This window comes from Saccharothrix sp. (assembly GCF_031180885.1).
GTDB lineage: Bacteria > Actinomycetota > Actinomycetes > Mycobacteriales > Pseudonocardiaceae > Actinosynnema.
The window spans coordinates 23,346-46,441 of the sequence record NZ_JAPSLK010000062.1; the positions used below are offsets into that span (position 1 = coordinate 23,346).

The 23,096-nt window shown below is 72.2% G+C and carries 22 protein-coding genes and 2 pseudogenes; 11 read left to right on the plus strand and 13 right to left on the minus strand.

Annotated features, from left to right (window positions below; translation table 11 throughout):
- The 4 genes from katG to RIN75_RS37680 form a co-directional block, all read right to left on the minus strand.
- Complete coding sequence (gene katG / locus RIN75_RS37665) at nt 1-2,235, minus strand: catalase/peroxidase HPI (protein ID WP_309116883.1); 2,235 nt, start codon at nt 2,233-2,235, stop codon at nt 1-3.
- Nucleotides 2,236-2,254: 19 nt separating this feature from the next.
- Nucleotides 2,255-2,683 carry a Fur family transcriptional regulator gene (locus RIN75_RS37670; protein ID WP_309116884.1) on the minus strand — a complete coding sequence of 143 codons (429 nt, stop codon included), beginning with the start codon at nt 2,681-2,683 and terminating at the stop codon, nt 2,255-2,257.
- A gap of 523 nt (nt 2,684-3,206) precedes the next feature.
- Nucleotides 3,207-3,563 (minus strand): cupin domain-containing protein, encoded by a 357-nt coding sequence (locus RIN75_RS37675; protein WP_309116885.1) that lies wholly within the window; start codon nt 3,561-3,563, stop codon nt 3,207-3,209.
- Nucleotides 3,564-3,574: 11 nt separating this feature from the next.
- On the minus strand, nt 3,575-3,823 hold the full coding sequence (locus RIN75_RS37680) for a DUF4242 domain-containing protein (RefSeq protein ID WP_309116886.1): 249 nt from the start codon (nt 3,821-3,823) through the stop codon (nt 3,575-3,577).
- A gap of 97 nt (nt 3,824-3,920) precedes the next feature.
- Between RIN75_RS37680 and RIN75_RS37685 the strand changes: the two genes are divergently transcribed.
- Nucleotides 3,921-5,630 (plus strand): BTAD domain-containing putative transcriptional regulator, encoded by a 1,710-nt coding sequence (locus tag RIN75_RS37685; protein ID WP_309116887.1) that lies wholly within the window; start codon nt 3,921-3,923, stop codon nt 5,628-5,630.
- 373 nt (nt 5,631-6,003) lie between these two features.
- Here the strand turns inward: RIN75_RS37685 and RIN75_RS37690 are convergent, their stop codons facing one another.
- Nucleotides 6,004-6,891, minus strand: coding sequence for a hypothetical protein (locus RIN75_RS37690; RefSeq protein WP_309116888.1), 888 nt, complete (start codon nt 6,889-6,891; stop codon nt 6,004-6,006).
- A 170-nt stretch (nt 6,892-7,061) separates the two neighbouring features.
- Between RIN75_RS37690 and RIN75_RS37695 the strand changes: the two genes are divergently transcribed.
- Entirely contained in the window at nt 7,062-8,018 is a 957-nt protein-coding gene (locus RIN75_RS37695) for a nucleotide disphospho-sugar-binding domain-containing protein (protein ID WP_309116889.1), read from the plus strand.
- On the opposite strand, the gene RIN75_RS37700 is transcribed toward RIN75_RS37695, so the two are convergent.
- The 3 genes from RIN75_RS37700 to RIN75_RS37710 all read right to left on the minus strand — a co-directional run bounded on the left by RIN75_RS37700 (nt 8,008) and on the right by RIN75_RS37710 (nt 11,112).
- Nucleotides 8,008-8,652, minus strand: a complete 645-nt coding sequence (locus RIN75_RS37700) for a response regulator transcription factor (protein ID WP_309116890.1) — start codon at nt 8,650-8,652, stop codon at nt 8,008-8,010. The two genes, RIN75_RS37695 and RIN75_RS37700, sit on opposite strands and share 11 nt — an antisense overlap.
- A gap of 20 nt (nt 8,653-8,672) precedes the next feature.
- Nucleotides 8,673-10,199, minus strand: coding sequence for an ATP-binding protein (locus RIN75_RS37705; protein ID WP_309116891.1), 1,527 nt, complete (start codon nt 10,197-10,199; stop codon nt 8,673-8,675).
- Nucleotides 10,200-10,488: 289 nt separating this feature from the next.
- Nucleotides 10,489-11,112, minus strand: coding sequence for a phosphatase PAP2 family protein (locus RIN75_RS37710; RefSeq protein ID WP_309116892.1), 624 nt, complete (start codon nt 11,110-11,112; stop codon nt 10,489-10,491).
- 143 nt (nt 11,113-11,255) lie between these two features.
- Here RIN75_RS37710 and RIN75_RS37715 point away from each other — a divergent pair, with 143 nt between their 5' ends.
- From RIN75_RS37715 to RIN75_RS37735, 5 genes are all read left to right on the plus strand, one after another.
- Nucleotides 11,256-11,396, plus strand: coding sequence for a hypothetical protein (locus RIN75_RS37715; RefSeq protein ID WP_309116893.1), 141 nt, complete (start codon nt 11,256-11,258; stop codon nt 11,394-11,396).
- Between the two features lie 61 nt (nt 11,397-11,457).
- Entirely contained in the window at nt 11,458-11,592 is a 135-nt protein-coding gene (locus RIN75_RS37720; protein ID WP_309116894.1) for a hypothetical protein, read from the plus strand.
- Entirely contained in the window at nt 11,589-11,870 is a 282-nt protein-coding gene (locus tag RIN75_RS37725) for a helix-turn-helix transcriptional regulator (RefSeq protein WP_309116895.1), read from the plus strand. Before RIN75_RS37720 ends, RIN75_RS37725 begins: the two co-directional genes overlap by 4 nt.
- A 39-nt stretch (nt 11,871-11,909) precedes the next feature.
- Nucleotides 11,910-12,530, plus strand: a complete 621-nt coding sequence (locus RIN75_RS37730; protein WP_309116896.1) for a GNAT family N-acetyltransferase — start codon at nt 11,910-11,912, stop codon at nt 12,528-12,530.
- Nucleotides 12,531-12,832: 302 nt separating this feature from the next.
- Nucleotides 12,833-14,218 carry a putative glycoside hydrolase gene (locus RIN75_RS37735; protein ID WP_309116897.1) on the plus strand — a complete coding sequence of 462 codons (1,386 nt, stop codon included), beginning with the start codon at nt 12,833-12,835 and terminating at the stop codon, nt 14,216-14,218.
- A 60-nt stretch (nt 14,219-14,278) separates the two neighbouring features.
- On the opposite strand, the gene RIN75_RS37740 is transcribed toward RIN75_RS37735, so the two are convergent.
- From RIN75_RS37740 to RIN75_RS37750, 3 genes are all read right to left on the minus strand, one after another.
- Complete coding sequence (locus tag RIN75_RS37740; protein ID WP_309116898.1) at nt 14,279-14,818, minus strand: hypothetical protein; 540 nt, start codon at nt 14,816-14,818, stop codon at nt 14,279-14,281.
- A gap of 111 nt (nt 14,819-14,929) precedes the next feature.
- Nucleotides 14,930-16,081 carry an alkaline phosphatase PhoX gene (locus tag RIN75_RS37745; protein ID WP_309116899.1) on the minus strand — a complete coding sequence of 384 codons (1,152 nt, stop codon included), beginning with the start codon at nt 16,079-16,081 and terminating at the stop codon, nt 14,930-14,932.
- 82 nt (nt 16,082-16,163) lie between these two features.
- Nucleotides 16,164-16,532, minus strand: a complete 369-nt coding sequence (locus tag RIN75_RS37750) for a hypothetical protein (RefSeq protein WP_309116900.1) — start codon at nt 16,530-16,532, stop codon at nt 16,164-16,166.
- 280 nt (nt 16,533-16,812) lie between these two features.
- Between RIN75_RS37750 and RIN75_RS37755 the strand changes: the two genes are divergently transcribed.
- From RIN75_RS37755 to RIN75_RS37770, 4 genes are all read left to right on the plus strand, one after another.
- Entirely contained in the window at nt 16,813-17,004 is a 192-nt protein-coding gene (locus RIN75_RS37755; protein WP_309116901.1) for a hypothetical protein, read from the plus strand.
- Nucleotides 17,005-17,099: 95 nt separating this feature from the next.
- Complete coding sequence (locus RIN75_RS37760; protein WP_309116902.1) at nt 17,100-17,750, plus strand: peptidylprolyl isomerase; 651 nt, start codon at nt 17,100-17,102, stop codon at nt 17,748-17,750.
- A 56-nt stretch (nt 17,751-17,806) separates the two neighbouring features.
- Nucleotides 17,807-18,157 carry a hypothetical protein gene (locus RIN75_RS37765; protein WP_309116903.1) on the plus strand — a complete coding sequence of 117 codons (351 nt, stop codon included), beginning with the start codon at nt 17,807-17,809 and terminating at the stop codon, nt 18,155-18,157.
- Nucleotides 18,158-18,337: 180 nt separating this feature from the next.
- Nucleotides 18,338-22,699, plus strand: coding sequence for a cation-translocating P-type ATPase (locus tag RIN75_RS37770; RefSeq protein ID WP_309116904.1), 4,362 nt, complete (start codon nt 18,338-18,340; stop codon nt 22,697-22,699).
- Nucleotides 22,700-22,781: 82 nt separating this feature from the next.
- Here RIN75_RS37770 and RIN75_RS37775 read toward each other — a convergent pair.
- Together RIN75_RS37775 and RIN75_RS37780 are read right to left on the minus strand one after the other, a co-directional pair.
- Nucleotides 22,782-22,929: pseudogene (locus RIN75_RS37775) on the minus strand (ISL3 family transposase); the annotation flags it as partial.
- 47 nt (nt 22,930-22,976) lie between these two features.
- A pseudogene (locus RIN75_RS37780) lies at nt 22,977-23,093 on the minus strand (helix-turn-helix domain-containing protein); the annotation flags it as partial.
- Nucleotides 23,094-23,096 lie beyond the last annotated feature (3 nt).

The window sequence follows — 23,096 nt, forward strand, 5'->3', positions numbered from 1 at the left end:
TCAGGCCACGTCGAACCGGTCGAGGTCCATGACCTTCGTCCACGCGGCGACGAAGTCGTGGACGAACTTCTCCTTCGCGTCGTCCGAGGCGTAGACCTCGGCCACCGCGCGCAGCTCGGAGTTCGAGCCGAACACCAGGTCGACCCGGCTGCCGGTCCACTTGACCTCGCCGGTCGCGCGGTCACGGCCCTCGAAGGTCTCCGCGTCCTGCGAGGTCGGCTTCCACTCCGTCTCCATGTCCAGCAGGTTCACGAAGAAGTCGTTGGTCAGCGTGCCCGCGGTGCCGGTCAGGACGCCCAGCTCGGAGCGCTTGTGGTTGGCGCCCAGCACGCGCAGGCCGCCGACCAGGACGGTCATCTCCGGCGCGCTCAGGGTGAGCAGGTTCGCCTTGTCCACCAGCAGGAACTCCGCCGGCAGGCGGTTGCCCTTGCCCAGGTAGTTGCGGAAGCCGTCCGCGGTCGGCTCCATCGCGGCGAACGACTCCACGTCGGTCTGCTCCTGGGTGGCGTCGGTGCGGCCCGGGGTGAACGGGACGGTCACCGACACACCCGCGGCGCTCGCGGCCTGCTCGACCGCCGCGACACCGCCGAGCACGATCAGGTCGGCCAGCGAGACCTTCTTGCCGCCGGTCTGCGCGCTGTTGAAGCTCTCCTGCACGCCCTCCAGCGCGCGCAGCACGATCGACAGCGACTCGGGCTCGTTGACCTCCCAGTCGCGCTGCGGCTCCAGCCGGATCCGGGCGCCGTTCGCGCCGCCGCGCTTGTCGCTGCCGCGGAACGTCGAGGCCGACGCCCACGCGGTGGTGACGAGCTGGGACACGGTCAGGCCGGTGGCCAGGATCTGCTGCTTGAGCGCGGCCACGTCGGCGGCGTCGACCAGCTCGTGGTCCACGGCCGGGACGCGGTCCTGCCAGAGCAGCTCCTCCTGCGGCACCAGCGGGCCCAGGTAGCGCTGGATCGGGCCCATGTCGCGGTGGGTGAGCTTGAACCAGGCGCGGGCGAAGGCGTCCGCGAACTGGTCCGGGTTCTCGTAGAACCGGCGGGAGATCCGCTCGTAGACCGGGTCGAAGCGCAGCGCCAGGTCGGTGGTGAGCATGCCCGGGGTGCGGTTGAGCTTGCCGTCCTCGGGGTCCGGGACGGTGTTCTTGGCCTTGCCGTCCTTCGGGGTCCACTGGTGGGCGCCGGCCGGGCTCTTGGTCAGCTCCCAGTCGTACTCGAACAGGTTGTGGAAGAACCAGTTGCTCCACTGCGCCGGGGTCGGCGTCCAGGTCACTTCCAGACCGCTGGTGATGGTGTCGCGGCCCTTGCCGGAGCCGAAGGTGTTCTTCCAGCCCAGGCCCTGCTCCTCCAGCGGGGCGCCCTCGGGCTCGGGGCCGACGTACTGGTTCGGGTCGGCCGCGCCGTGGGTCTTGCCGAAGGTGTGGCCGCCGGCGATCAGCGCGACGGTCTCCTCGTCGTTCATCGCCATGCGGCCGAAGGTCTCGCGGATGTCGCGGGCGGCGGCCAGCGGGTCCGGGTTGCCGTTGGGGCCCTCCGGGTTGACGTAGATCAGGCCCATCTGGACCGCGGCGAGCGGGTGCTCCAGGTCGCGGTCGCCGGAGTAGCGCTCGTCACCGAGCCAGGTGCGCTCCGGGCCCCAGTACACGTCCTCGTCGGGCTCCCACACGTCCGCGCGACCGCCGGCGAAGCCGAAGGTCTTGAAGCCCATGGTCTCCAGGGCCCGGTTGCCCGCGAAGATCATCAGGTCGGCCCACGAGATCTTGCGGCCGTACTTCTTCTTGACCGGCCACAGCAGGCGGCGGGCCTTGTCCAGGTTGCCGTTGTCCGGCCAGCTGTTGAGCGGGGCGAAGCGCTGCATGCCCGCGCCCGCGCCGCCGCGGCCGTCGTGCACGCGGTAGGTGCCCGCGCTGTGCCACGCCATGCGGATCATGAACGGCCCGTAGTGGCCGAAGTCGGCGGGCCACCAGTCCTTGGAGGTCGTCAACACCTCGTCGACGTCCTTCGCCAGGGCGTCGAGGTCCAGGCTGAGGAACTCCGCGGCGTAGTCGAAGTCCCCGCCCATGGGGTTGGCGACCACGGGGTGCTTGCGCAGGATCTTCAGGTTGAGCTGGTTGGGCCACCAGTCGCGGTTGCTGCCGCCTTCGGTCGGGTGGTTGAAGCGCCCAGCGGAGACGGGGCACCCAGCGGCACCCTCCTCGTTCAGCTCTCCGATGACGGCGTTCGGGCTGTCGGACACGGGCATCCTTCCGGGGGATTCAGCTGATTGCGGACTTGCAGGCGGGACAGGTGCCCCAGTAGACGACCTCGGCCTCGTCGATGGCGAAGCCGTGGTCGTCGGACGCGGTCAGGCAGGGCGCGTGGCCGACGGCGCAGTCGACGTCGGCGATCACCCCGCAGGACCGGCAGACGACGTGGTGGTGGTTGTCCCCGACGCGCGCCTCGTAGCGGGCGACTGAGCCCGGTGGCTCGATGCGGCGCAGCAGCCCGGCGCCGGTCAGCGCCTTCAGGACGTCGTAGACGGCCTGGTGGGACACCGTGCCGAGGCGGTCGCGGACGACGCCGATGATCGAGTCGGTGTCGGCGTGGGGGTGCTCGTGCACCGCGGACAGCACGGCCATCCGCGGGCTGGTGACGCGCAGCGAGGCGCGGCGCAGCATCTGCTCGAAGTCGGAGGCCGTGGGCACGGTCCGCAGTCTTGCGCATTTTCTGGAATCAATCAAGTTTGGGTTGGTGAACCCTGTCTGAACAGCGGCTTCGGGTGGGGACGGGGTGGGGTGCCGGGAGCAACCGGCCACCCTGGGTGACCTGCGGTGATCAACGATCACGATGGGTTGCGGGTCCGTGTCGCCGGAACACGCGAGGAGTGCGGATGCAGCCGAACCACCACAGCCCGGTCGGACCCCGTGATGTCACCTCAGGCACAGAGCGCGCCGGCACCGTGGGACGCGGGGACGGCACAGTGGGGCGGTGGGCCGTGGCTGGTTGGCCGTGCGCCGTGGGGGGCGGGACCGGCCGTGGGGTGGCGGGTCGAGTCCGTCGGTGGGGCGGCCCCGGTCGAGCGCGGGCCTCGCGGCCGTTGTGGTCGCAGGCGTCCCTCGGGCTCTTCACCGCGGCCCTGCTCGTCTGGTTCGCGTTCGCCCGCGGCGATCGCCCGGCAACGCGAAGTGCAGCCCCCGGGCGCCAGGGCCGGGGGCCACACCGCGCGGGTCACTGCTTGGCGTAGTTGGTCAGACCGGTGAAGTCGAGCATCACGCACTTCTCGTCGCCGACGATCCACGCGTCGTGGCCGGGTTCGATCAGGACCGCGTCGCCGGGACCCGCCTCGGCCTCGGTGCCGTCGTCCATGCGCACGTGCATCCGGCCGGAGATCACGTAGCCGGTGTGCATGGCCTGACAGGATTCGGTGCCGGCGATCGGCTTGACGTCGTTCGACCAGCGCCAGCCCGGTTCGAACTCGGCCTTGCCGGCGACCGTGTCGCCGACGGTGACGAGGTCGACGTGGCCGTGGGGGAAACGGCGGACCTCTTCCGGAGATCCCAGGTTCTTGGCCGCGAGTGTGCTCATCGTCCTCATCCCTATCCTTGGGTGACCGGGTAGATCTCGTCCGCGACCAGGCCGTGGGCCTCGCGGTGCACTCGGTGCGCGGCTTCCGCGTCCGGGGCCTCCACCAGGCAGAACACCTTGCCCGCCTGGTCGTCCACCCAGTAGTGCAGGTACTTCACGCCGTACTGGTCCTGCGTGCGCAGGTCGGCGGCGTGCGCCTCGGCGACGTCACTGGCGGTGGCGCCTTCGGGCAGATGGCTGTGCACGTCCATGAACAGCATCGCGCCCTCCTCGGGGTTGTCGGTCGCGTGCGGGGGCGACGCTAGGCGGCTCGGCGTTCCCCGAGCGTTCCCGAACGCCCCGGCGTACGGTGGCGCCATGCAGGCCACCTGCCGGGTGCGCGTGCTCGGCGGGTTCGGCGTCGCGGTCGACGGCAGGCCCGTCCCCACCGACGCCTGGCGCAGCAGGCGAGCCGCCGACCTGGTGAAGCTCCTGGCGATCGAGGCCGGGCACCGGATGCACCGGGAACAGGCGATGGACCTGCTGTGGCCGGACCTGCCCGCCGACGCGGCCGGCGCGAACCTCCGCAAGGCCGTCCACTACGCCCGCCGCGCGCTGGGGTCCCCGGACGCGATCGCGCTGACCGGCCACGTGCTGGCGCTGTGGCCCGGCGCGGTGCTCGACTGCGACCTGGAGCGGTTCGACCGGGCCGCGGACGCCGCCCTGGCCTCGGGTGACGCGGCCGAGTGCGCCGCCGCGGCCGACCTGTACACCGGTGACCTGCTGCCCGACGACCGCTACGAGTGGTGGGTGGAGGAGCGGCGGACCAAGGTCCGCACCCGGTACCTCGCCCTGCTGCGGGCAGCCGGGGACTGGGCGCGGTTGCTGGAGTGGGACGAGACGGACGAGGAAGCCCACCGCGCGCTGATGCGGCAGCACCTCGCGGCCGGGCGGCGGCGCGAGGCGTTGCGCCAGTTCGAACGGCTGCGCCGGGCGTTGCGGGAACGCATCGGCGTGAGCCCGGACGCCGAGACCGTCGCGCTCTACGAGTCGGTGCTCGCGGAGGGGGTGGAGCCGCCGTCGGTGGCGCAGACGGTGGCGGTGACCCTGGCCAACGGGTTGGTCGCGTGGGGCCGGCGGAACCTGGTCGAGGCGGAGCGGCTGGCCAAGCGGGCGCGGGCGCTGGCGCTGGACGCGAACCTCGGGCACGAACTGGGGGAGGCGTCGACGTTGCTGGCCCTGGTCGCCTACGCCCGGGGCACCTGGCACGAGCAGTTCCGGCGGGAGTTCGTCGATTCGGTGCGGCGGTCGACCGAGCTGGAGTCGGCGGTGTTCGACGCGCACCTGTGCTTCCAGGAGTTCTACCTGTACGGGCCGGAGGGGCACGAGGGCGCGGAGGCGTTCGGGCGGGACCTGCTCGGGATCGCGACCGAGGCCGGGTCGACGGCGGGTTGTGCCTTGGCGCACTTGTTGTTGGGCGAGTTCGCTTTGCTGTCGGGGAAGCTGGAGGACGCCTCGACGCACCTGGCCCGGTCGTTGGTGGAGGCGGAGCAGGCGGGGTGCGCGTCGGCGCAGAGCATCGCGTTGGAGCGGGCGGCGGAAGTCTTCGTTCGTCGTGGTGACCGGGCTCGTGCGGTGGCGTTGCTGGACCGGGCGATGCCGTTGGCGCGGGCTTCGGGCATCAGGTCGCACCTGGTGATCCGGGTGCACGGGTTGCGGGTGCTGGCGGCGGGCGGGCTGGTGGACGCGTTGAGCGCGGTGCGGGAGGGGGAGCGGTTGCTGTCGTCGGAGCACGTGTGCGACCCGTGCTCGATGGGGTTCCGGACCGAGGCGGCGCGGGCGTGTGCGCGGGCCAACGACCTCGGTCGGGCTCGGCGGCACGTGGCGGAGGCGGAGCGGATCAGCGGGCTGTGGCAGGGCGGGCCGTGGACGGCGGCGTTGTGGGAGGTGCGGGCGGAGTTGCGGCGGGCGGCCGGGCAGACGACGCAGGCGGCGGCGTTGTTCCTGGAGGCCGCGGAGCAGTTCGCCGACCTCGGGCGGCCGTTGGAGGAACGCCGGTGTCGGGTGGCGGCCGGGTCCAGCGTTTAGGCCTGCGCTGCTGGAGGAGGAACGTGCTTCGCTCTCTTGAACGCGCTGCGCGCTCTCAGGACGTACGCGCCGGCGCGCTCTCAAGATCAAAAGCTGAAAGCGTAAAAGCGGCGCTCGCCGCGCGGCAGGCCCCCGGGGGTGGAAGGGCGTCGGTTCGTCCCCCGTACGGCCTGCCGGAGGCAACCACCCTTCGCTCCTCTTCGCAACCGGTGAAGCGTGGTTGCAAAGAGGGGGAAAGCGCGGCTGGGCTGCGCCCGGGCCGTACGGGGGACGAACCGAGGCCCTTCCTGTGGCTGATAGCCCATATGGCGCCGCTGGCGCGGCGAAAAGCGGCCGCTGCGCGTCGCAACGCCTCGGCGCGTCGCCGCGGGGTCTAGCGGCGGGTGTTGAGGGCCATTCTGGTCCAGGTGTGGCGGCGGCCTCGGATCGCGACCGAGTAGGCGTACAGGAGTTCCGGGTCGCCCATGCCGGGCAGGAAGCAGTCGCCGATGTGGTGGGCGTCCACCCCGATCTCCTTGGCCGTCAACGCCAGTTGGGGCACGACGGTCGTGTGCGCGCCCTCCTGGCTGGTGCCGATCGCGCCCATCACGACCGCGCCCGCGTCCTGCACGGCGGCCACCGCCTCGGCTGCCGATTCCCGGGTGACACCGGGCAGGGTCCCCGGCAAGGGGATGATCACGCCGTCCGCGCCGGCGTCGACCAGGGCGGTGAGGCGGTTGGTCGTGATGCGTTCCCGGTGGCCGGCGTGGTGCATTTTGCCTGTCCACAGGGCTGCGCCGGGGCCGAGCGCGGTGCGCAGTTCGCGGGTCGCGCGGGTGAGGCCGGTGAAGGTGCCCGCCGTGCTGGGGTTGGCGGTCAGGGTGAGCAGGGCCGCGCCGGAGTCGACGAGGCGACGGGCGGAGTCGGTGGTGGCGCGGCGCAGGCGGGGGACGTCGCCGGGCTCCAGGTTGACGCCGATGGGCCGGCCCACGCGGTCGGCGAGGGCGGCCAGGTCCGGGACGGTGCCCAGGCCGGGGAAGTGGAAGCGTTCGCCGTCCCAGACGCGGTCGATCATGTTGAGGATCAGGACGTCCGCGCCGAAAGCGGCCATGAGTTCCATGTTGTGCACGGCCGGGCCGGTGGGGGAGAAGGCGAGCGCGGCCCGGTCGGCGAAGACCTCGGCGACCACCGTGCGGCCCTCGCTCTCGGCGACGGCGGCGGTCAGGTCCCGGCCGCGCAGGGCGGCCAGGGCGTCGCGGTCCAGGTCCAGGATGCGGGTCACGGCGACTCCTTTGGTCTAGACCAAGTGAGTATGCGCCCGGTGTCAAGGGGGCGGCCAAGGGTGAGCCCAACCGCGCCCTGCGGCCGTTGACGGTGTGGGCCGGCGAGTGGGCGAAAGCGCTGTAACGGACCGTGCCCCGGGGCTTGCCCGCCGGCGTAGATTCCCCGGCCATGCGCGTGCTCTTCGTCAGCCTGGCGTCGGTCGGCCACACCTACCCGCTCGTCCCCCTCGCCATCGCGGCCCGCGCGGCCGGCCACGAGGTGCACTTCGCGGCCGGTGAGTCGGTGCACGCCCCGCTCGAAGCGCACGGCCTGCGGCCCTTCCGCCCGGCGGACGCGTTCTACGAGATCTACGCCGAGGACCTGGCCCCCGACCTGGCGCGGCTCGAACCGGACCTCGTCGTGCACGAGTGGGGTGTGCCGGGCGCGGCGGAGGCGGCGCGGGAGGCGGGCGTTCCCGGGGTCTGGCACGGGTTCGGGCGGATGTTCCCCGAGGGTATCGGGTTGGAGCGGCCGTCCGGTGGTGTGCACTTCGACATCTGCCCGCCTTCTTTGCAGGACAAGGATTTTCTTGTGGAGGAGCGGGTGGTGCTGCGGCCGGTCGCCTTCTCGGAACCGGCCCGCCCGGTGCTGCGCGACGGCCGTCCGCTGGTCTACCTCACCCTCGGCACCGCGTTCGGCACGCCGGAACTGCTGACCGCCGCCGTGCGCGGGTTGTCGGCGCTGGACGCCCACGTCGTCGTCGCGGCCGGCCGGGTGCGGCCCGACCAGCTCGGGGCCGTGCCGGACAACGTGACCGTGCGGGACTGGGTGGCGCAGGCCGACCTGTGGCCGCACGTGGACGTCGCCGTGCACCACGGCGGCAGCGGCACCACGCTCGGCGCGCTGGCCGCCGGCGTGCCGCAGTTGCTGCTGCCGCAGGGGGCCGACCAGTTCGCCAACGCCGAGGCGGTCAGCGCGGCGGGCGCGGGACTCGTGCTGGACGACCCGGACGCGATCGCTGATCTGACGTGGAAGCTGTTGGCCGGCAACGACTACCGCGACGCGGCCCGCGCGATCGCCGACGAGGTCGCCCGGATGCCGTCGCCCGACGAGGTCGCTGCCCGGCTCCCCGACCTCACGGGATGAGCCCGGCTTCGTAGGCCACGATCGCCGCTTGGACGCGGTTGCGCACGTCGAGGTGCTTGAGGACGGTGGCCACGTAGACCTTCACCGTGCCTTCGACGACGTTGAGCCGCGCGGCGATCTCGGCGTTGGACAGCCCCGCTCCGACCAGTCCCAGCACTTCCCGTTCCCGCGCGGTCAACCCGGCGACGCGTTCGCCCGCGTGCAGCCGGGGACCGCGCCCGGACAGGTGGTCCACCAGCCGCTTGGCGACGAGCGGCGACAGGTAGGCCGCGCCGGTCGCGGCGGCCCGCACGCCGGCGATGATGTCGTTCGGGTCGCCGGTCTTGAGCACGAACCCGCTGGTGCCTTCGCTCAGCGCACGGGAGATGTAGGCGTCGTCGGCGAAGGTGGTGAGGATGAGGCACGCGGTGCCGGTGCCCAGCTCACGGATCTCGGCGGCGGCGTCCAACCCGTCCAACTCGGGCATCCGGATGTCCAGCACCGCCACGTCCGGCTTGTGCTCGCGCACCAGTTCGACCGCGGCCCGCCCGGTGCCCGCTTCGGCAACCACCTCCACGTCCTCCGCCGCCGCCAGCACAGCCCGCACACCCAGCCGGACGACCGCTTCGTCGTCGGCCAGCACCACCCTGATCACGTGGGCATCATCGCCGGTCGTCACCGGCCGCGTCGGAGGAGGGCCTTGTCGACGAGTCGGCCGTCCCGGAAGCAGACGCGGTAGAGGTCGAGGCGGCGGTCGTCGAACGGGTTGGCGTGCGTGCTGAAGTACCGGCAGGTGGCGCCTTCGGGTGGTGGTGGCACGTCGTCAGGCGAGTCGACCCGGTTGCGCCGGGGCAGCACCACTTCGGATTGCGGTTGCCCGATTTCGAGGCGGGCGAACTCGGCAGGTTCGAGAACCGAGGTGGCGGCGTCATATATGATATATGCGATCACGGCCAGAACGATGCCGGCGGCGATGCCTGAGGTGGCGAGGACGGTCCGCCGCGCACTACGCCGCACCTGCCGCTCGACCTCGACCCGGTGGCGGTGGGGGAGCGCGTTGGTGACCGGCTTGGCCGGCAGGCGCGCGGAGACCTCGAACCCACGTTCTCCCGGCCCGGCTTCGAACGTCCCTCCTACCAACGAGACCCGCTCGGCAAGCCCGACCAACCCCTGCCCGGTACCGGGAGCATTAGTGGGATCTGTGGCGAGTGTGGTCCATGTGCTTCCTGTGGTTCGTGTGGTGATGTGAAGTGAGAGTCCGTCGTCGGTCCGGCTCAGGTCCACCTCGACCGGAGCCCCCGGTGCGTGCTTGATCGCGTTCGTCACGGCCTCGGTGAGCACCCGGTGGACCGTCTGCGCGATGACCGGGTCGACCTCGCCCATCCCGCCGCCGATCCCGTCGCCGGTCAGTTCCACCCGCAGCCCGGACCGCCGCGCCCGTGCCACCACCTCCGCCACGTCCTCCACCGATCCGGCCGGGTCCCGGTCGCCTGCCCGCAGCAGCCCGACGACGTCGGCCAGGCGTTCGGCGGCGGAGGTCACCGCACCCCGGGCGGTCCGTGCCGCCTCCCGGTGGTCGGCCGGCAGGCTCGGCGCGACTTCCAGCGCTCCGACGAGGAGTGCCGCCCGGGCCAGTTCGTGCCCGACCAGGTCGTGCATCTCCGCCGCGAGCCGGGCGCGTTCGCGGTCGCGGGTGTGTTCGACCTCGCGTTCGAGTTGTTCGGCGCGGGCCCAGCCGGCTTCGACCATCGCGGTGTACTGGCGGCGGTACCGGCCGACCGTCCAGGGCACGGCGGCGAACGCGGCGATCCCGGACGCGGCAGCCACGGCGGCGTCCCCGGCGCTTGTGGTGACCACCGTGGCCGTCGCCGCACCGGCGGCCAAGAGCACGAGCGCCACCGCACCCCGCTCACCGTCGACCGCGTGTCGCCCGGCCAGGAACGCCACCACGACCAGCCCCACCGCCAACAACCCCGCCGCGACCGTGCTGTCCACGGTCGCCCGCGCGAGAAACGCCACCTCCCACGCCACCCCCATGACCACCAGCGCGACGACCGGCCGCCGCCGCGCCACCAGGACCGAGACCGCGAGCACCAGGACCCACACCCCGGCTTCCCACAACGCCACCCGCCCGGGCCGCGCGGTAACCACACCCCACCCAACCGGCAGCGCCCCGACCACCACCCACAAGATCACCCGCACACCCGGCATCATCTCCCACCAACCAGCCCCTCGCCCGCGCCAACCACCCCCACCGCACCACCCGCGGACCGGGGTCACTTCCCGCCGAGCAGCGCCGCGTGCCGGCCCCGTCCGCGCGGCGTGCCGGCCCCGTCCGCGCGGCGTGCCGGCCCCGTCCGCGCGGCGTGCCGGCCCCGTCCGCGCGGCGTGCCCGCCCCGTCCGCGCGGCGTGCCCGCCCGGTCTGGGCCGCGCGCCCGCGCCGCCGCCTGCGCCGTGCGTCCGCTGGCGCCATCATCTGCGTAGCTGGCGTTACCTCCCGCCGAGGAGGACCGCGCCCGCACCGCCCGCCCGCAGTCGGACCACCACCGGCGTCACCAGCCGAGCCACGACCGGCACCAGCAACCCGATCCCCGCCCCCAGCGCCAACCCGGCCACCACGTCGTGCGGGTAGTGCACCCCCACGAACACCCGTGACGCCGCCGCCACCGCCGCCGGCACGAACCCGACCCGCCACCCCGACCACGCCAGCCCGACCGCCGCCGCGCCCGCGATCGTGGCGTGGTTGCTCGGGAACGACCAGTCACCCACCTCCGGACACGCCACGACCGTCACCACCTCCCCCAACACCCGGCACGGCCGCTCCTCCCGCCAAACCCCCTTCACCGCCTCGCTGACCAGGTACGCCACCACGGTCACCACCGGCCCGACCAACGCCCGCGCCATCACCCCCGCGTCCCGACCCCGCGCCCGCCACCACACCACCAGGAACAGGACCGCGAACACCCCGATCACCGCCTCGGTCGCGATCGCCGCCCCCACCCGCACCACCGCGGGCCACCCGGCCCCGACCCCCGCCAGGTCCAGGTACCACTCGGCGCTGACGTCCGGCACGTCCTCGACCGAAACTCGTTCTGCCGCAAAGCTTCTCGCCATGCACCGGACGGTATGGAAGATCGACTCCAGCGCGCGTCGGTCCCCGGTCGCGTCCCCGCCCCTGCCGTTCGACAGGGGCGCCGACCTGCCTTCCGACGTCCGCCACGCCCGTGCGATGCTGGGTCGGGCGGGAGGTGGGGTCGGTGGCGGCGAAGCGCAAGGGTGGCGGGATCGCGCCCTACGTGGCGTTGTTGGTGGCGCTGGTGATCTTCGTGCCGCCGCTGCGGGAGGCCGCCGGGGAGTTGTTGGCCCCGCTGATCGACATGCTGCCCTGGCGCGGTTAGGCCCCGGCGTCGAGCAGGATGCGGGTGGCCGGCTCGCCGACCAGGGCGGGCGCGGGTTCTGGTGCCGCCGGCGGAGGGGCGGGCGCCGATCCCGGCGAGCGCTTACAACGTGGCCGCCCAGTTGTTGGCCGTCGAGGCCGGTGTGGACGACCACCCGCCGTGGGCGCGGGCGCACCTGGCCGATGGGGGTGGGTGACGCTGCGTGCGGCGCGGATCGGGTCCGGCGGGATCGCGGTGGGGATCGAGCAGACTTCACCGGCGGATCGGTTGGGGGTGTTCACCCGGGCGTTCGGGCCGAGTGCGCGGGAGACGGAGTTGGTGACGCTGCTGCCGGGTGGGGCGGGCACGCGTGAACTGGCGGCGCGGATGCACCTGTCGGAGAACACCGTGCAGGACCACCTGAAGTCGATCTTCACCAAGACCGCTACTCGTAACCGCCGGGTGCTGTTGGCCCGGGCACTGGGTACTTCTTGAAGCGTGGGAATGTGATCTTGCGGCACGTAGTGTGGTGCCGTGGAGCGAGTGCGGCAGTGGGTTCGGGGTTGGGTGTTGTGCCGGGACACCCCGGACCCGGTCGAGGAGCACGACGGGTTCCGCGTCGACGTCGGGCGGGCTGGTCACCGCGTCCGGTACGTGATCGCCGGTACGTCCTCGGTGCGCGAGCGCGCGGCGATGACCACGCCGGGCACGTGGCTCAAGGTGTGCGCGCCGCGTGAGGAAGTGCTGCCGTTGCTTGGTCCCGAGTGGTCGGCGGGTGAGCCTGAGTACTTGATGAGCGTTGCCCTGGGTGGGGCTGGTCAGGCGGGTTCGGTGCCAGAGGGTTACCGGGTCGAGGTGGTGGGGGAGCGCGGGTACCGCGAGGTCGTCGTGGTGGGACCGGAAGGCGACCCGGCCGCGCGTGGGCGGTTCTCGGTGCGTGACGGTGCGGCGGTGGTCGACCAGGTGGTGACCGAGCCGGCGCATCGGCGGCGCGGGCTGGGGCGGCTCGTGATGCGACTGATGAGCGTGGACGCCGCGCGGCGCGGCGCGGGAGTGGCCGTGTTGGTCAGCACCGTCGAGGGGCGGCTGTTGTACGAGTCGCTGGGGTGGCGCGTCGAGTCCGATGTGGTCGCCGCGCACGTGCCCGACCTGTGAAGTGTGAACGGATCTTCTTGCAGGGCTTGGAAATCGCGGTCGATCGCGGTCCGGAAGCGAGTCGCCACGCTGCGTGCGGGGATCGCAAGATTTTCTCATGAATTGTGGCGCGCTTTACTTGACTTGCCGGTAACGCAACGGTTTGACTCCCGCGTAACCGAAATGGTCCCCGAACCGCAACACAACCCTGCGGCGCGCCTCCCCGACCGCGCGCCGATCGGGAGTCCCGACCTCCCCGTACCCCGCGGCGCGCGGCGGCACGGCCATGCCCTGCTGCCCGCCGCCCGCAAGGAGTCCCCACCATGCCTTGGTTCCAGGCTGCCCGCGCGCTGGTCGCGGCCGTGCTCGCCCTGGCGGGCCTGTCCACGTCCCCCGCCCCGGCGCCCGACTCGCCCGCCGGTCCCCCGAGCGGCACTGCCGCGCCGACGACGGTGAGCACCACTTCGACGACGAGCACGACCAGCACGACCACGTCATCGAGCACTTCGGCGAGCACCACGACGTCGCGTCCGACGACCACCACGGTCCCCACCACGACGACGTCGACCAGTGCCCCGCAGACCGCGAACGGCCGGGTCCGGTCGTTCTGGCTGCACATGAACAGCACGCCGGTGACGGAGGAGATGATCGCCACCGAGGCGAAGCGGCGCAGCTTCGTCGTGCTCAACGCGTGGGAAGGCGACCTGGCGCGGAAGTTGAAGGCGGCCAACCCGAAGCTCCAGACGTTCGTCTACAAGGACCTGACGTCCACCCGGAGTTACGCCTGCCGCAACGGTGTCGACGACGCGCAGCTCCCGACCGGCATCGGCTACTGCGACGCCGACCGCAACCACCCCGACTGGTTCCTGTTGAGCCCCAACGGTCAGCGCTTCGAGTACAGCGGCTATGCCGGCCACTGGCAGATGGACGTGGGCAACACCGCGTACCAGAACGCGTGGGCCGACAACGTGGTCGCGAGCAGCAAGGGCGTGTTCGACGGCATCTTCATGGACAACGCCCTGTTCCCCTGCGACGCCTACCACTCGGGCGTGTGCCCGGCGAAGTACCCGACCAACGCGTCCATCCAGGACGCTTACAAGTCGATGCTCGCCAACACCAGGGCGAAGTTCACGGCGGCGGGGCTGAAGACGGTGGCCAACCTGTCCAACGCCCGCCTGCACGCTGGAGCGTGGGACGCCTACACGGAGCACCTGGACGGTGGCTTCGACGAGTGGTGGCTGACCTTCTCCGACAGCGACCTGTTGTCCGAGTACCCGGAGGGCTGGAGCCGCCAGGTCGCGGAGATCGCGTCCAACGAGGCGCGCGGCAAGATCACCTGGGTGCAGCCGCACTTCTCGGAGGGGGCCGACCAGCCGTTCCGGTACGCGTTGGCGAGCTACCTGATGGCGAGTGGCAGCCTGTCGGCGATCTCGGAGATCTCGCAGACGGACGGGTACAACGACGCTTCACCGTGGCACCCGGAGTACGACTGGGACCTGGGTGCGCCTAGTGGACCGTACAAGTCGTTGGGCGGCAACGTTTTTCGGCGGGATTTTGCTTGTGGTGTGGTGATCGTGAACGCCAGTCGGACGGGGTCGCCGGCGGTGGGTGTGGACCTTGGTGGGTCGTACACCAACGCCAAGTCGTCGTCGGTGTCGTCGGTGGCGTTGCCGGGTACGACGGGCGAAATCCTCCGCAAGTCCTGCTGACAGCACACCCATGACAAGCCCCCACGTGCGTGTGGCATGTGGGGGCTTGTCCCTATGTGGTCAGCAGCCGCCGCAGTTGTAGTAGGTGACGTCCCAGTGGTTGCTCTCCAGGTAGTAGATGTTGCCTGAGCCCGAGCGCCACTTGTTGCCGCCGATGTACGTGAAGTTGTTCCTGATGTAGTTGCCCACGCACGTGTACAAGCTGTAGTCCAGCTTGTACCCGTTCCAGTGGCTGTACGTACCACTCGCGTGGCCCGTTTCCGTTCCGCCCGTGATGTTCAGGGCGCAGCCGCTGGCGCGCTTCAGGGTTTCGGCTCCTTGAACCGTCGTCAGGTTGATCTGTTCGAACGAGGTGCACGTCGAGTTGTAGCGGTCGCTGCAGTTGCCGCTGGAGGACCACGTGATGCCGGCGGCGCGGAACCTCGCGGCGGCCTCGGCGTGGGTGAGTTTGGTGACCAGGACCGTGACAGGGGTGCCGGCGGTCGGCTGGTGCACGCGGTCGGTGGTCGGGGTCGCGGTGGCGGTTGAGGTGCCGGCGAGGGTGAGCAGGGCGGCGGTGGCGAGGACTGTTGCGGCGCGGAGGAGGGGGAGTGGGCGCATGGCAGGGAGTCCTTTCGGTGGACGGCCGCCCGTGAGGGTAGTGGTTGGTCTTTCACCGGCGCAGCGGCCAAGTGGGAGGTCCTTCACTCGCCCGCTTCGGGTCCCCGCAGGTCAGAGGGACGTGCGGAACGGGCCGGTGACCTCGTAGGTGATGCCGCCGCTGCTGGAGCCGGTGGTGCCGCGCTGGGAGGAGAAGTACAGGCGGTTGCCGGCCGGGTTGAAGGCCACGCCGCAGATCTCCGACGACGACTGGCCGGTGATCCGCAGGAACGGCGCCACCACGTCGGTCGGCGTGATCACGCAGATCTCCATGTTGCCGCCGTCCTCGGCGACGTACAGGTCACCGACCGAGGCGCCGGTGATGTTGTCGACGCCGGTCAACGGCGGGTTGGACGTGAGGTTGTCGTCGTAGGCGATGGCGATGGTGTTGTCCACCGCGTTGTACGCCCAGACGCGGTTGTCGCCCTTGGTGGTGAAGAAGCACGTCCCGTTGCGGTAGTACGCGCCTTCGCCGCCGTTGAAGACCTTCGCGCCGGACACCTGGCGGCGGGTGCGGGTCGGGCTGCCGTCGGGGTCCGGGACGTTGGCCCAGGAGAGCACGCCGTTGACCTCGCGCAGCACCTGGAGCGTGCCCGAAGACAGGTCGCCCCACGTGGTCGGGACGAACCGGTAGAAGCAGCCGTTGCTCTCGTCCTCGGTCAGGTAGACCACCTTGCGGTCCGGGTCGCACGCGGCGGCCTCGTGCTTGAACCGGCCCATCGCCGGGCGGCGGACGGCCGGGTTCACGCCGAACGGGTCGGTCTCGTAGACGTACCCGAGGTCGACCTCCTCGCACGACAGCCACGTGCCCCACGGCGTGTCACCGCCCGCGCAGTTGCGGTTGGTGCCGGTCAGGATGCTGTATGCCCCGGTGACCTGGCCGGTCGAGGAGAACCGCACCGCGCTCGCGCCACCGGCCGGCGCGGACATCTCCGCGTTGGACACGTAGATCCAGCCGGTCCCGTCGGCGTAGCAGGCGCCGCCGTCGGGGGCGCTGTGCCACACGTAGTTCGTGCCCGGCACGGTCTGGGTGGACCGGGCGATCACCCGGCTGGTGAAGCCCTGCGGCAGCTGGATGCCGTTGGCGTCGGCGGCCTGCAGGGGGCCGTAGGGGCTCGGGCCGGTCTGCGCCGGGTAGGCCAGCGCCTCGCTCCAGAGCGTGAAGCCGAAGGCCATCGAACCGCCACCGGCGACGGCGGCGCGCAGGAAGGTACGACGTTCCACGGTTGCTCCTCCTCGTCGGACGAGATGTCCGGACAGCAGAACGGGTCGAGGTGGCCGTGGGTGGAGCGTAGTGTGAACCGGTTCACAACAGATCGGGAACCGTGTTGATCTTTTGTGAAGATTCTTCCTGCGGAGGAATTTTCACGGTTCTCAGCGGGCGTCCCAGCGGAAGACGTGGGCGGAGAGGGTGCTGCCGGCGACGGTCCGGGCGAGGAGGGAAAGTGTTGCGGGGGCGAGGGGGCGCCCAGACGGCGGTGACCAGTTCGGCGACGCCGCCGCCGGGTGCGAGCAGTGCTCGGGGGTCCGGTGACACCGCGGCCCAGATGCCGCCGCCGAGGAGGCTGAAGAAGAACGGGCCGGCGGTGATCTGGGCCAGCTCGGCGGTGGAGGTGACACCGCTGCTGGCCACGCCGGCTGCGCAGCTGACCGCCAGGCCGCCCAGGATGGCCAAGGCGAGCAGGTCTGGGCGGAGTGGTGCGGGGGCGCCCAGGGTGAGGCTGACTGCCAGTAGTAGCAACGATTGTGCTAGTCCCAAGAGGACGGACGGGTGGTAGGAGGATTCCTGTTAGGACTACGGCGTCGGAGGCGGCTCCGGTGCGCAGGCGCTTGAGGTACTGGTCCTGGCGGCGGGCGGTCAGGCTTGTGGTGACTGTTACGTAGACGGTGAAGCCTTGTGTGGCCAGGAGTTGCACGCTGATCACCAGTGGCCAGCCGTCGGTGCCCATGTGTGCGTGCAGCACGTCCGGTACCTGGGGCAGGCGATGGGCGGTGTCGGGCGCGGCGAGCACCGGACCGTCGAGCACCTGGCGACGTTCGCCGTCGCGGTGGCGGCGCTGGCGTACGCGAGCACGCGGGTCGACGTGCCGATGGCGTGGTACCTGCTGTCGGCGGCGGTGTCCGGAACCACCTGTCGTCGGCGATGACGAAGCTGGGGGCGCACACGAGGTATGAGGCGGCCCGGTGGGCGTGGGACGAAGGGTGGATTCAGGGGTTGAGGCGGGGGCTAGCCTCGGGGGTCATGCGAAGGTTGATGTTGGTCCTGGCCCTGATCGCCACCGCACTCGCCACCCCCGTCGCGTCCGCCGAACCCGCGCCCACGAAGCCGGTCAAGCACTGCGACTTCATCCCCACTCCCGAGAACCCCGCCGCCAAGCCCGTCAAACCGCCCCGGCCCGCCGCTTCGACCCGTGGTGGTGGCAGTGTTGTGCTTGCCACCAACTACGGCGTGGTGGTGATTGAACTGGACCGGTCGGTCGCGGCGTGTGCCGCGCACAACTTCGTCCACCTGGTCCGGCACGCGTTCTACAACGACACCCAGTGCTTCCGGCTCACCAACTCCGCGCGGCTGGGCGTGTTGCAGTGCGGGGACATCCACCGGGCCGAGGAGGGTGGTCCGGGGTACCGGTTCGCCGACGAGGTGACCGGGACCGAGACGTACCCGCGGGGCACGGTGGCGATGGGGAACCAGGGGCCGGGCACCAACGGCAGCGAGTTCTTCATCGTGCACTCGCACGCGAACATCAGGCCCGTTTACAGCGTGTTCGGGCGGGTGGTGCACGGGATGGACACGTTGGACCGGATCGTGGCGGCGGGTATCGCGGGTGATGCCCAGGACGGCGCGCCCAAGTACCCGGTCCGGATCCACTGGGCGTTCACCCCGGCGCACTGAACCGGTCCACCTTTCGTGGCCAGCGGGAGTCGGGCGTGCTCACTAGAGTGCCGATCATGAGTGCGCCGCACGTCTGGCTCCCCACCTACGACCGCGGCCTGGTGCGGGCCGACCTGCTGCTGCGCATCGGGGCGGCCCGGCTGCTGACAGCCAACCCGCCGAAGCCGTACGGGGTGGTGGTGCAGTTGCAGGGGGACGCGAACGGGCAGCGGGGTGGGGCGCGGGAGTACGTGGTCGCGCACGCCGACACGTTGGAGCGGGCGGAGCAGTTGCTGCTGGAGTTGTTGGTGGAGATCGACCGGGCGCTGGCGGCGGGGAAGTCGGGGGTGATCGAGTTCGACGCCGACGACCACCCGGCACTGGTCGTGCTGCGCGACACGGGCGACGAGCCCACCCGCGACCTGTAAACCCCGCCAACGACCGCACCACCCGCCGCCCCACCGCGCTGCCCGGCCGCCCCGCCCCGCCGCGCCGCGCCGCGCCGCCGCCCCGCCCAGCCTCGCGCCGCCCAGCCCCCGCCGTCCCCCGCGCCGCCGCCGGGCCGGGCGTCACCGGATGCGGTTCTGGTTCGACCCCGAACGAGTGGCTTGAGATCCCACGCGTGGGGGAAACCCGGCACGGTGGACCTCCTCGGCATCGATCCGGTGCGCACCGCGGGCGACCTGGCCAAAGGCCTGGTGGGCATGGCGCTGGCCCCGCTGGACCGCGCGCCCCTCCTGCGCCGCGACCGCCGCAACGTGTGGTCGTGCCCCGGCCGCCTGCACATCGAGGTCCACGGCGTCCACGGACCCCGCGGCAAGCAGGTCGCGGCACGGGTCGAACGCGCGGTGGAACGGCACCCCGGCGTCCTCTGGGCGCGGGTCAACGCGCCGTCCTCGCGGGTGATCATCGCGGTCGGGGACCCGCCGCCGCGCACCGCCGACCTCATCGCGCTGGTCCGCCGCGCCGAAGCCGAACCGGCCACCGAGGACGAACGGCTGGTCGAGGACGAGCTGCACCACCCCGCCGACGGCCTCAAGGGCACCCGGCTCGTCCCCACCCTGGCCGCCGACGCCGCCGGCCTCCTCCTGGCCGCCATCACGAAGGTCGCCCCCTGGGCCCCGCTGCCCGGCGAGGTCGCCGCCCTGACCGCCGCCATCGACCTGCACCCCAAGCTGCGCGAACTGGCCGCCGGCCGCCTCCAAGGCCGTGAACGCGCCGACTCGGCCACCTCCGTCCTCGCCGCCCTCGTCCACGGCCTGGCCTCCCGCAGCGAAGGCACCCTCCTCGACATCGCCCAGCGCGTCCAGCAGTGGCGCGAGGTCAAGGCCCACGAGCGGGCCTGGTGCGCCCTGGAGAGCAGGCTGATCAAGGGTCCCGAGGACGCCGTGGCGGACCCGATCGTGGTCGAACGGCCCGCCCCCGTCCCCGAAGGCCCGGTCGACCGCTACGCCCGGCGCGCCCTGGCCGCCGGGGCGCTGGCGGGGGTGGCCGCCGCGCCGTTCACCGGGCCGCGCCGGGCCATGGCGCTGGGCGTCGCGAGCCTGCCCAAGGCACCCTCGGTCGCCCAGGCCGCGTTCGCCGCCCAACTGGGCCGGGTGCTGGCCCGGCACGGCACCCTGGTCATGGAGCGCTCGGTGCTGCGCGGGCTGGACGCGGTGGACCTGCTCGTGCTCGACGAAGCCGCCCTCGGGTCCGGCCGGTCGGTGCTCACCGATCTCGTGCCGCTGCCCGACACGGACCCCGCCGAGGCGGCCCGGCACGCGTTCGCGCTGTTCGACCCGGACGACCCGACCGCGGTCCAGCGCGACGGCGAGTGGGTGCTGGGGCCGATCGACCAGCTCGACCTGAAGGGCCGCAAGGGCATCCGCGAACAGCGCAAGCTGAAGGGTGACGTCCTCGGTCTCGCCCGGGGCGACCGGCTGGACGCGGTGCTCGCCGTGGACGTCGAGACGCCGCCGATCGTGGACGCCATCGTGGTGGCCGCTCGGGAGGCGGGGCTGCGGCTGGTCGTCGCCGGAGGTCCGTCGCGGTACGCGGACACGACCGTGCCGTCGGGCAGCGGACTGGTCGGCGCCGTGCGCGGGTTCCAGGCTGACGGGCACGTGGTGATGGTGGTGTCCGACCACCGCACAGCGCTGGGCGCGTCGGACTGCGGCGTGGGCGTGCACCGGGCGGGTGGGCCGCCGCCGTGGGGTGCGCACCTGGTGGTCGGCGGCGACCTGACGGCGGTGGTGCTGCTGGTGGAGGCGGTGGCGGCGGCGCGACGGGTGAGCCGGGACGGGATCATGCTGGCCCAGGCCGCGAGCGGCATCGGCGCGGTCGGGGCGTTGACCACGCGCGGACCACAGCCGGCCGAGGGCGCGTCGCGGGCGGTGAACACGGCGTCGGCGATCGGGTTCCTCGACGGCGTGTGGCGGGCGCGGCGGGTCGGGCAGGGCAGTCCGGAGGTCGAGCGGCGGGCCACCCAGCCGTGGCACCTCATGCCCGCGGACACCGTGCTGGACCTGCTCGCCTCCGGCCCGGACGGGCTGGACGACGCCGAGGTGCGCAGGCGGTCGCGCGGCAGCCGGCAGCGGTCCGTCGGCACCAGCCTGGGCAGCGCGTTCCTGGCCGAACTGGCCAACCCGCTCACCCCCGTCCTGGCCGGTGGCGCGGCGCTGTCGGCGGCGGTGGGGTCACCGGTCGACGCGGCCCTGGTCGGTGGCGTGGTGGGGGTGTCCGCGCTGATCGGCAGCGTGCAGCAGGTGTTCACCGAGCGGGCGCTGGCGGACCTGCTCGCGCGCTCGGCCGTGCGCGCCACCGTGGTCCGGGGCGGTGTCGAGCAGGAGGTCAACGGCGACGACCTGGTCCCCGGTGACGTCGTGCGGCTCGCGGCCGGTGACGTGGTGCCCGCGGACTGCCGACTGATCAGCGGCGACGGGCTGGAGGCGGACGAGTCGTCGGTGACGGGGGAGTCGTTGCCGGTGCCCAAGGACCCCGCGCCGGTCGTCGCGGCGGACCCGGCGGACCGGTCGTCCATGCTCTACGAAGGCACCACGATCGCCGTGGGCGAGGCGACGGCCGTGGTCGTCGCGGTCGGGGACGCCACCGAGGTCGGCCGGGCCATGGCCGCCGCGCGCCGCAGCACCCCCAACACCGGTGTGGAGGCGCGCCTCGCCGATTTGACGCGCAAGACGCTGCCGATCGCGCTGGGTTCGGCGGTCGCCGTCGTCGGGGCCGGGCTGCTGCGCGGGGTCCCGCTGCGGCAGAGCATGGGCGCGGCGGTGAACCTGGCCGTGGCGTCGGTGCCGGAGGGGTTGCCCTTCCTGGTCAACGCCGCCCAACTCGCCGCCGCCCGTCGACTGGCCGACCACGGGGCGCTGGTCCGCAACCCGCGCACGATCGAAGCGCTGGGCCGGGTCGACGTCTTGTGCTTCGACAAGACCGGGACGCTGACCGAGGGCCGGCTGAAGATGAGCCGGGTCGACAACGGCCGGCGCGGCGCGGCCCCCGGCGCGCTGGACGACACCCTGCGTACCGTGCTCGCGGCGGCTGTCCGCGCCACCCCCGCCGCCGACGACCCGTCCGACCTGGTCCACCAGACCGACCGCGCCGTCTTGGAGGGCGCGCGGAGCGCTCGCGTGCGCGCTACGACCGGTCGACGTGGCTGGGAGGCCGTGGAGGTCCTGCCGTTCGAGCCGTCGCGCGGGTACCACGCCACGTTGGGGCGCGGCGGTTTGTTGAGCGTCAAGGGTGCTCCCGAGGTCGTGCTGCCCAGGTGCGATCTGGACGCCCGGACCCGCAAACGCCTGGAGGACCGGGTTCTACGCCTCGCCGGCCGGGGACACCGGGTGCTGGCGGTCGCGGAGAAGACCGGATTCCAGGGCTCGTCGGTGACCGATGAAGACGTGAATGGCTTGTCCCCGTTGGGTTTCATCGCCCTGTCCGACCCGGTCCGCGACGGCGCGCCCCCGGCCGCGGCCACCCTCCGCGAGGCCGGCGTGCGCATCGTGATGATCACCGGCGACCACCCGGCCACCGGTGAGGCCATCGCCGCCGAGGTCAACGCGTCGGCGGACGAGGTCACCGTCATCAGCGGCGCGGACATGGAAGCCATGGACGACAAGGAACTCGACGCGCTGCTGCCCACCGTCGACGTCATCGCCCGCTGCACCCCGGCGCAGAAGGTCCGGATCATCGAGGCGTACCAACGCCTTGGGCGTGTGGTCGCGATGACCGGCGACGGCGCGAACGACGCCCCGGCGATCCGCCTGGCCGACGTCGGCATCGCCCTGGGCCGGCGCGGCACGCCCGCCGCCCGCGCCGCCGCCGACCTGGTGGTGACCGACGACCGGCTGGAGACCATCATCTCCGCCCTGGTCGAGGGCCGGGCGATGTGGGCGTCGGTCCGGGAGGCGCTGGCCATCCTGCTGGGCGGCAACCTGGGCGAGATCGCCTTCAGCGTGCTGGGCTCGGCGCTGACCGGCCGTTCGCCGTTGACCGCAAGGCAACTGCTCCTGGTGAACCTGCTGACCGACCTGGCCCCCGCGATGGCCATCGCGCTGAGCCGCCCGGACGGCGAGTCGGTGCCGGACCTGTTGCGGGAAGGCCCGTCCACGTCCCTGGGCTCGGCCCTGACCCGGGACATCACCGCCAGAGCCGTGACGACGACCCTGGGCGCGACGGCGGCGTGGACGTTGGCGCGTTTTACCGGCCGGTCACGGCGGGCGAGCACGGTCGCGCTGGCCGCGTTGGTCGGCACGCAACTGGGCCAGACGCTGATCACGGGCGGCCTCGACCGGTCGGTGCTGGCGGCCAGTTTCGGCTCGGCGGCGGCGTTGGGCGCGGTGATCCAGACGCCGGGCGTGAGCCAGTTCTTCGGCTGCACGCCGTTGGGCCCGATCGGGTGGGGCATCGCCCTGTCCAGCGCCACCGCCGCGAACGTCCTGGGCCTGGCGCTCTCCCCGTTCATCCGCGCCGCCGACTAGCTCGTGTTCCAAAGGTGGAGGTGGCCGCCTGTTTTGGTCGCGCAGCGGCTGCTTTCAGGCCGCGCTCCGCGCGGCGGGCTGGCTATCGTTGCGGCCTGAACTCGCCGGTCTCTCAGGAGCGATCTGGCGATGTGGTTGGTCAGGTCGCGGAACCCGAGGGCGGATCCGCGGAGGTGTTCGAGGTGTCCGTTGATCGCCCCGGTCGGTCCGGTGGAGGTGCCGGGGCGGTCGGCGTGGTGCCGGTGCGCAGGCGGGTGATGTCCTGGACCGGGGGGAGTCCGTAGAAGGCGCGGTACTCGCGGCTGAACTGGGTCGCGCTGGTGTATCCCACGGTGTGGGCGACCTGGGCGGCGGTGGCGTCGCCGGCCAGCAGTTGACGCCTGGCCGACAGCAGCCG

Coding starts and splice junctions, on each gene's coding strand:
- RIN75_RS37695 (WP_309116889.1), top strand. CDS start 7,062: ATGCGCGTGCTCTTCGTCAGCCTGGCGTCGGTCGGCCACACCTACCCG.
- RIN75_RS37675 (WP_309116885.1), bottom strand. CDS start 3,563: ATGAGCACACTCGCGGCCAAGAACCTGGGATCTCCGGAAGAGGTCCGC.
- RIN75_RS37680 (WP_309116886.1), bottom strand. CDS start 3,823: ATGCTGTTCATGGACGTGCACAGCCATCTGCCCGAAGGCGCCACCGCC.
- RIN75_RS37765 (WP_309116903.1), top strand. CDS start 17,807: ATGAGTGCGCCGCACGTCTGGCTCCCCACCTACGACCGCGGCCTGGTG.
- RIN75_RS37710 (WP_309116892.1), bottom strand. CDS start 11,112: ATGGCGAGAAGCTTTGCGGCAGAACGAGTTTCGGTCGAGGACGTGCCG.
- RIN75_RS37685 (WP_309116887.1), top strand. CDS start 3,921: ATGCAGGCCACCTGCCGGGTGCGCGTGCTCGGCGGGTTCGGCGTCGCG.
- RIN75_RS37740 (WP_309116898.1), bottom strand. CDS start 14,818: ATGCGCCCACTCCCCCTCCTCCGCGCCGCAACAGTCCTCGCCACCGCC.
- RIN75_RS37735 (WP_309116897.1), top strand. CDS start 12,833: ATGCCTTGGTTCCAGGCTGCCCGCGCGCTGGTCGCGGCCGTGCTCGCC.
- RIN75_RS37760 (WP_309116902.1), top strand. CDS start 17,100: ATGCGAAGGTTGATGTTGGTCCTGGCCCTGATCGCCACCGCACTCGCC.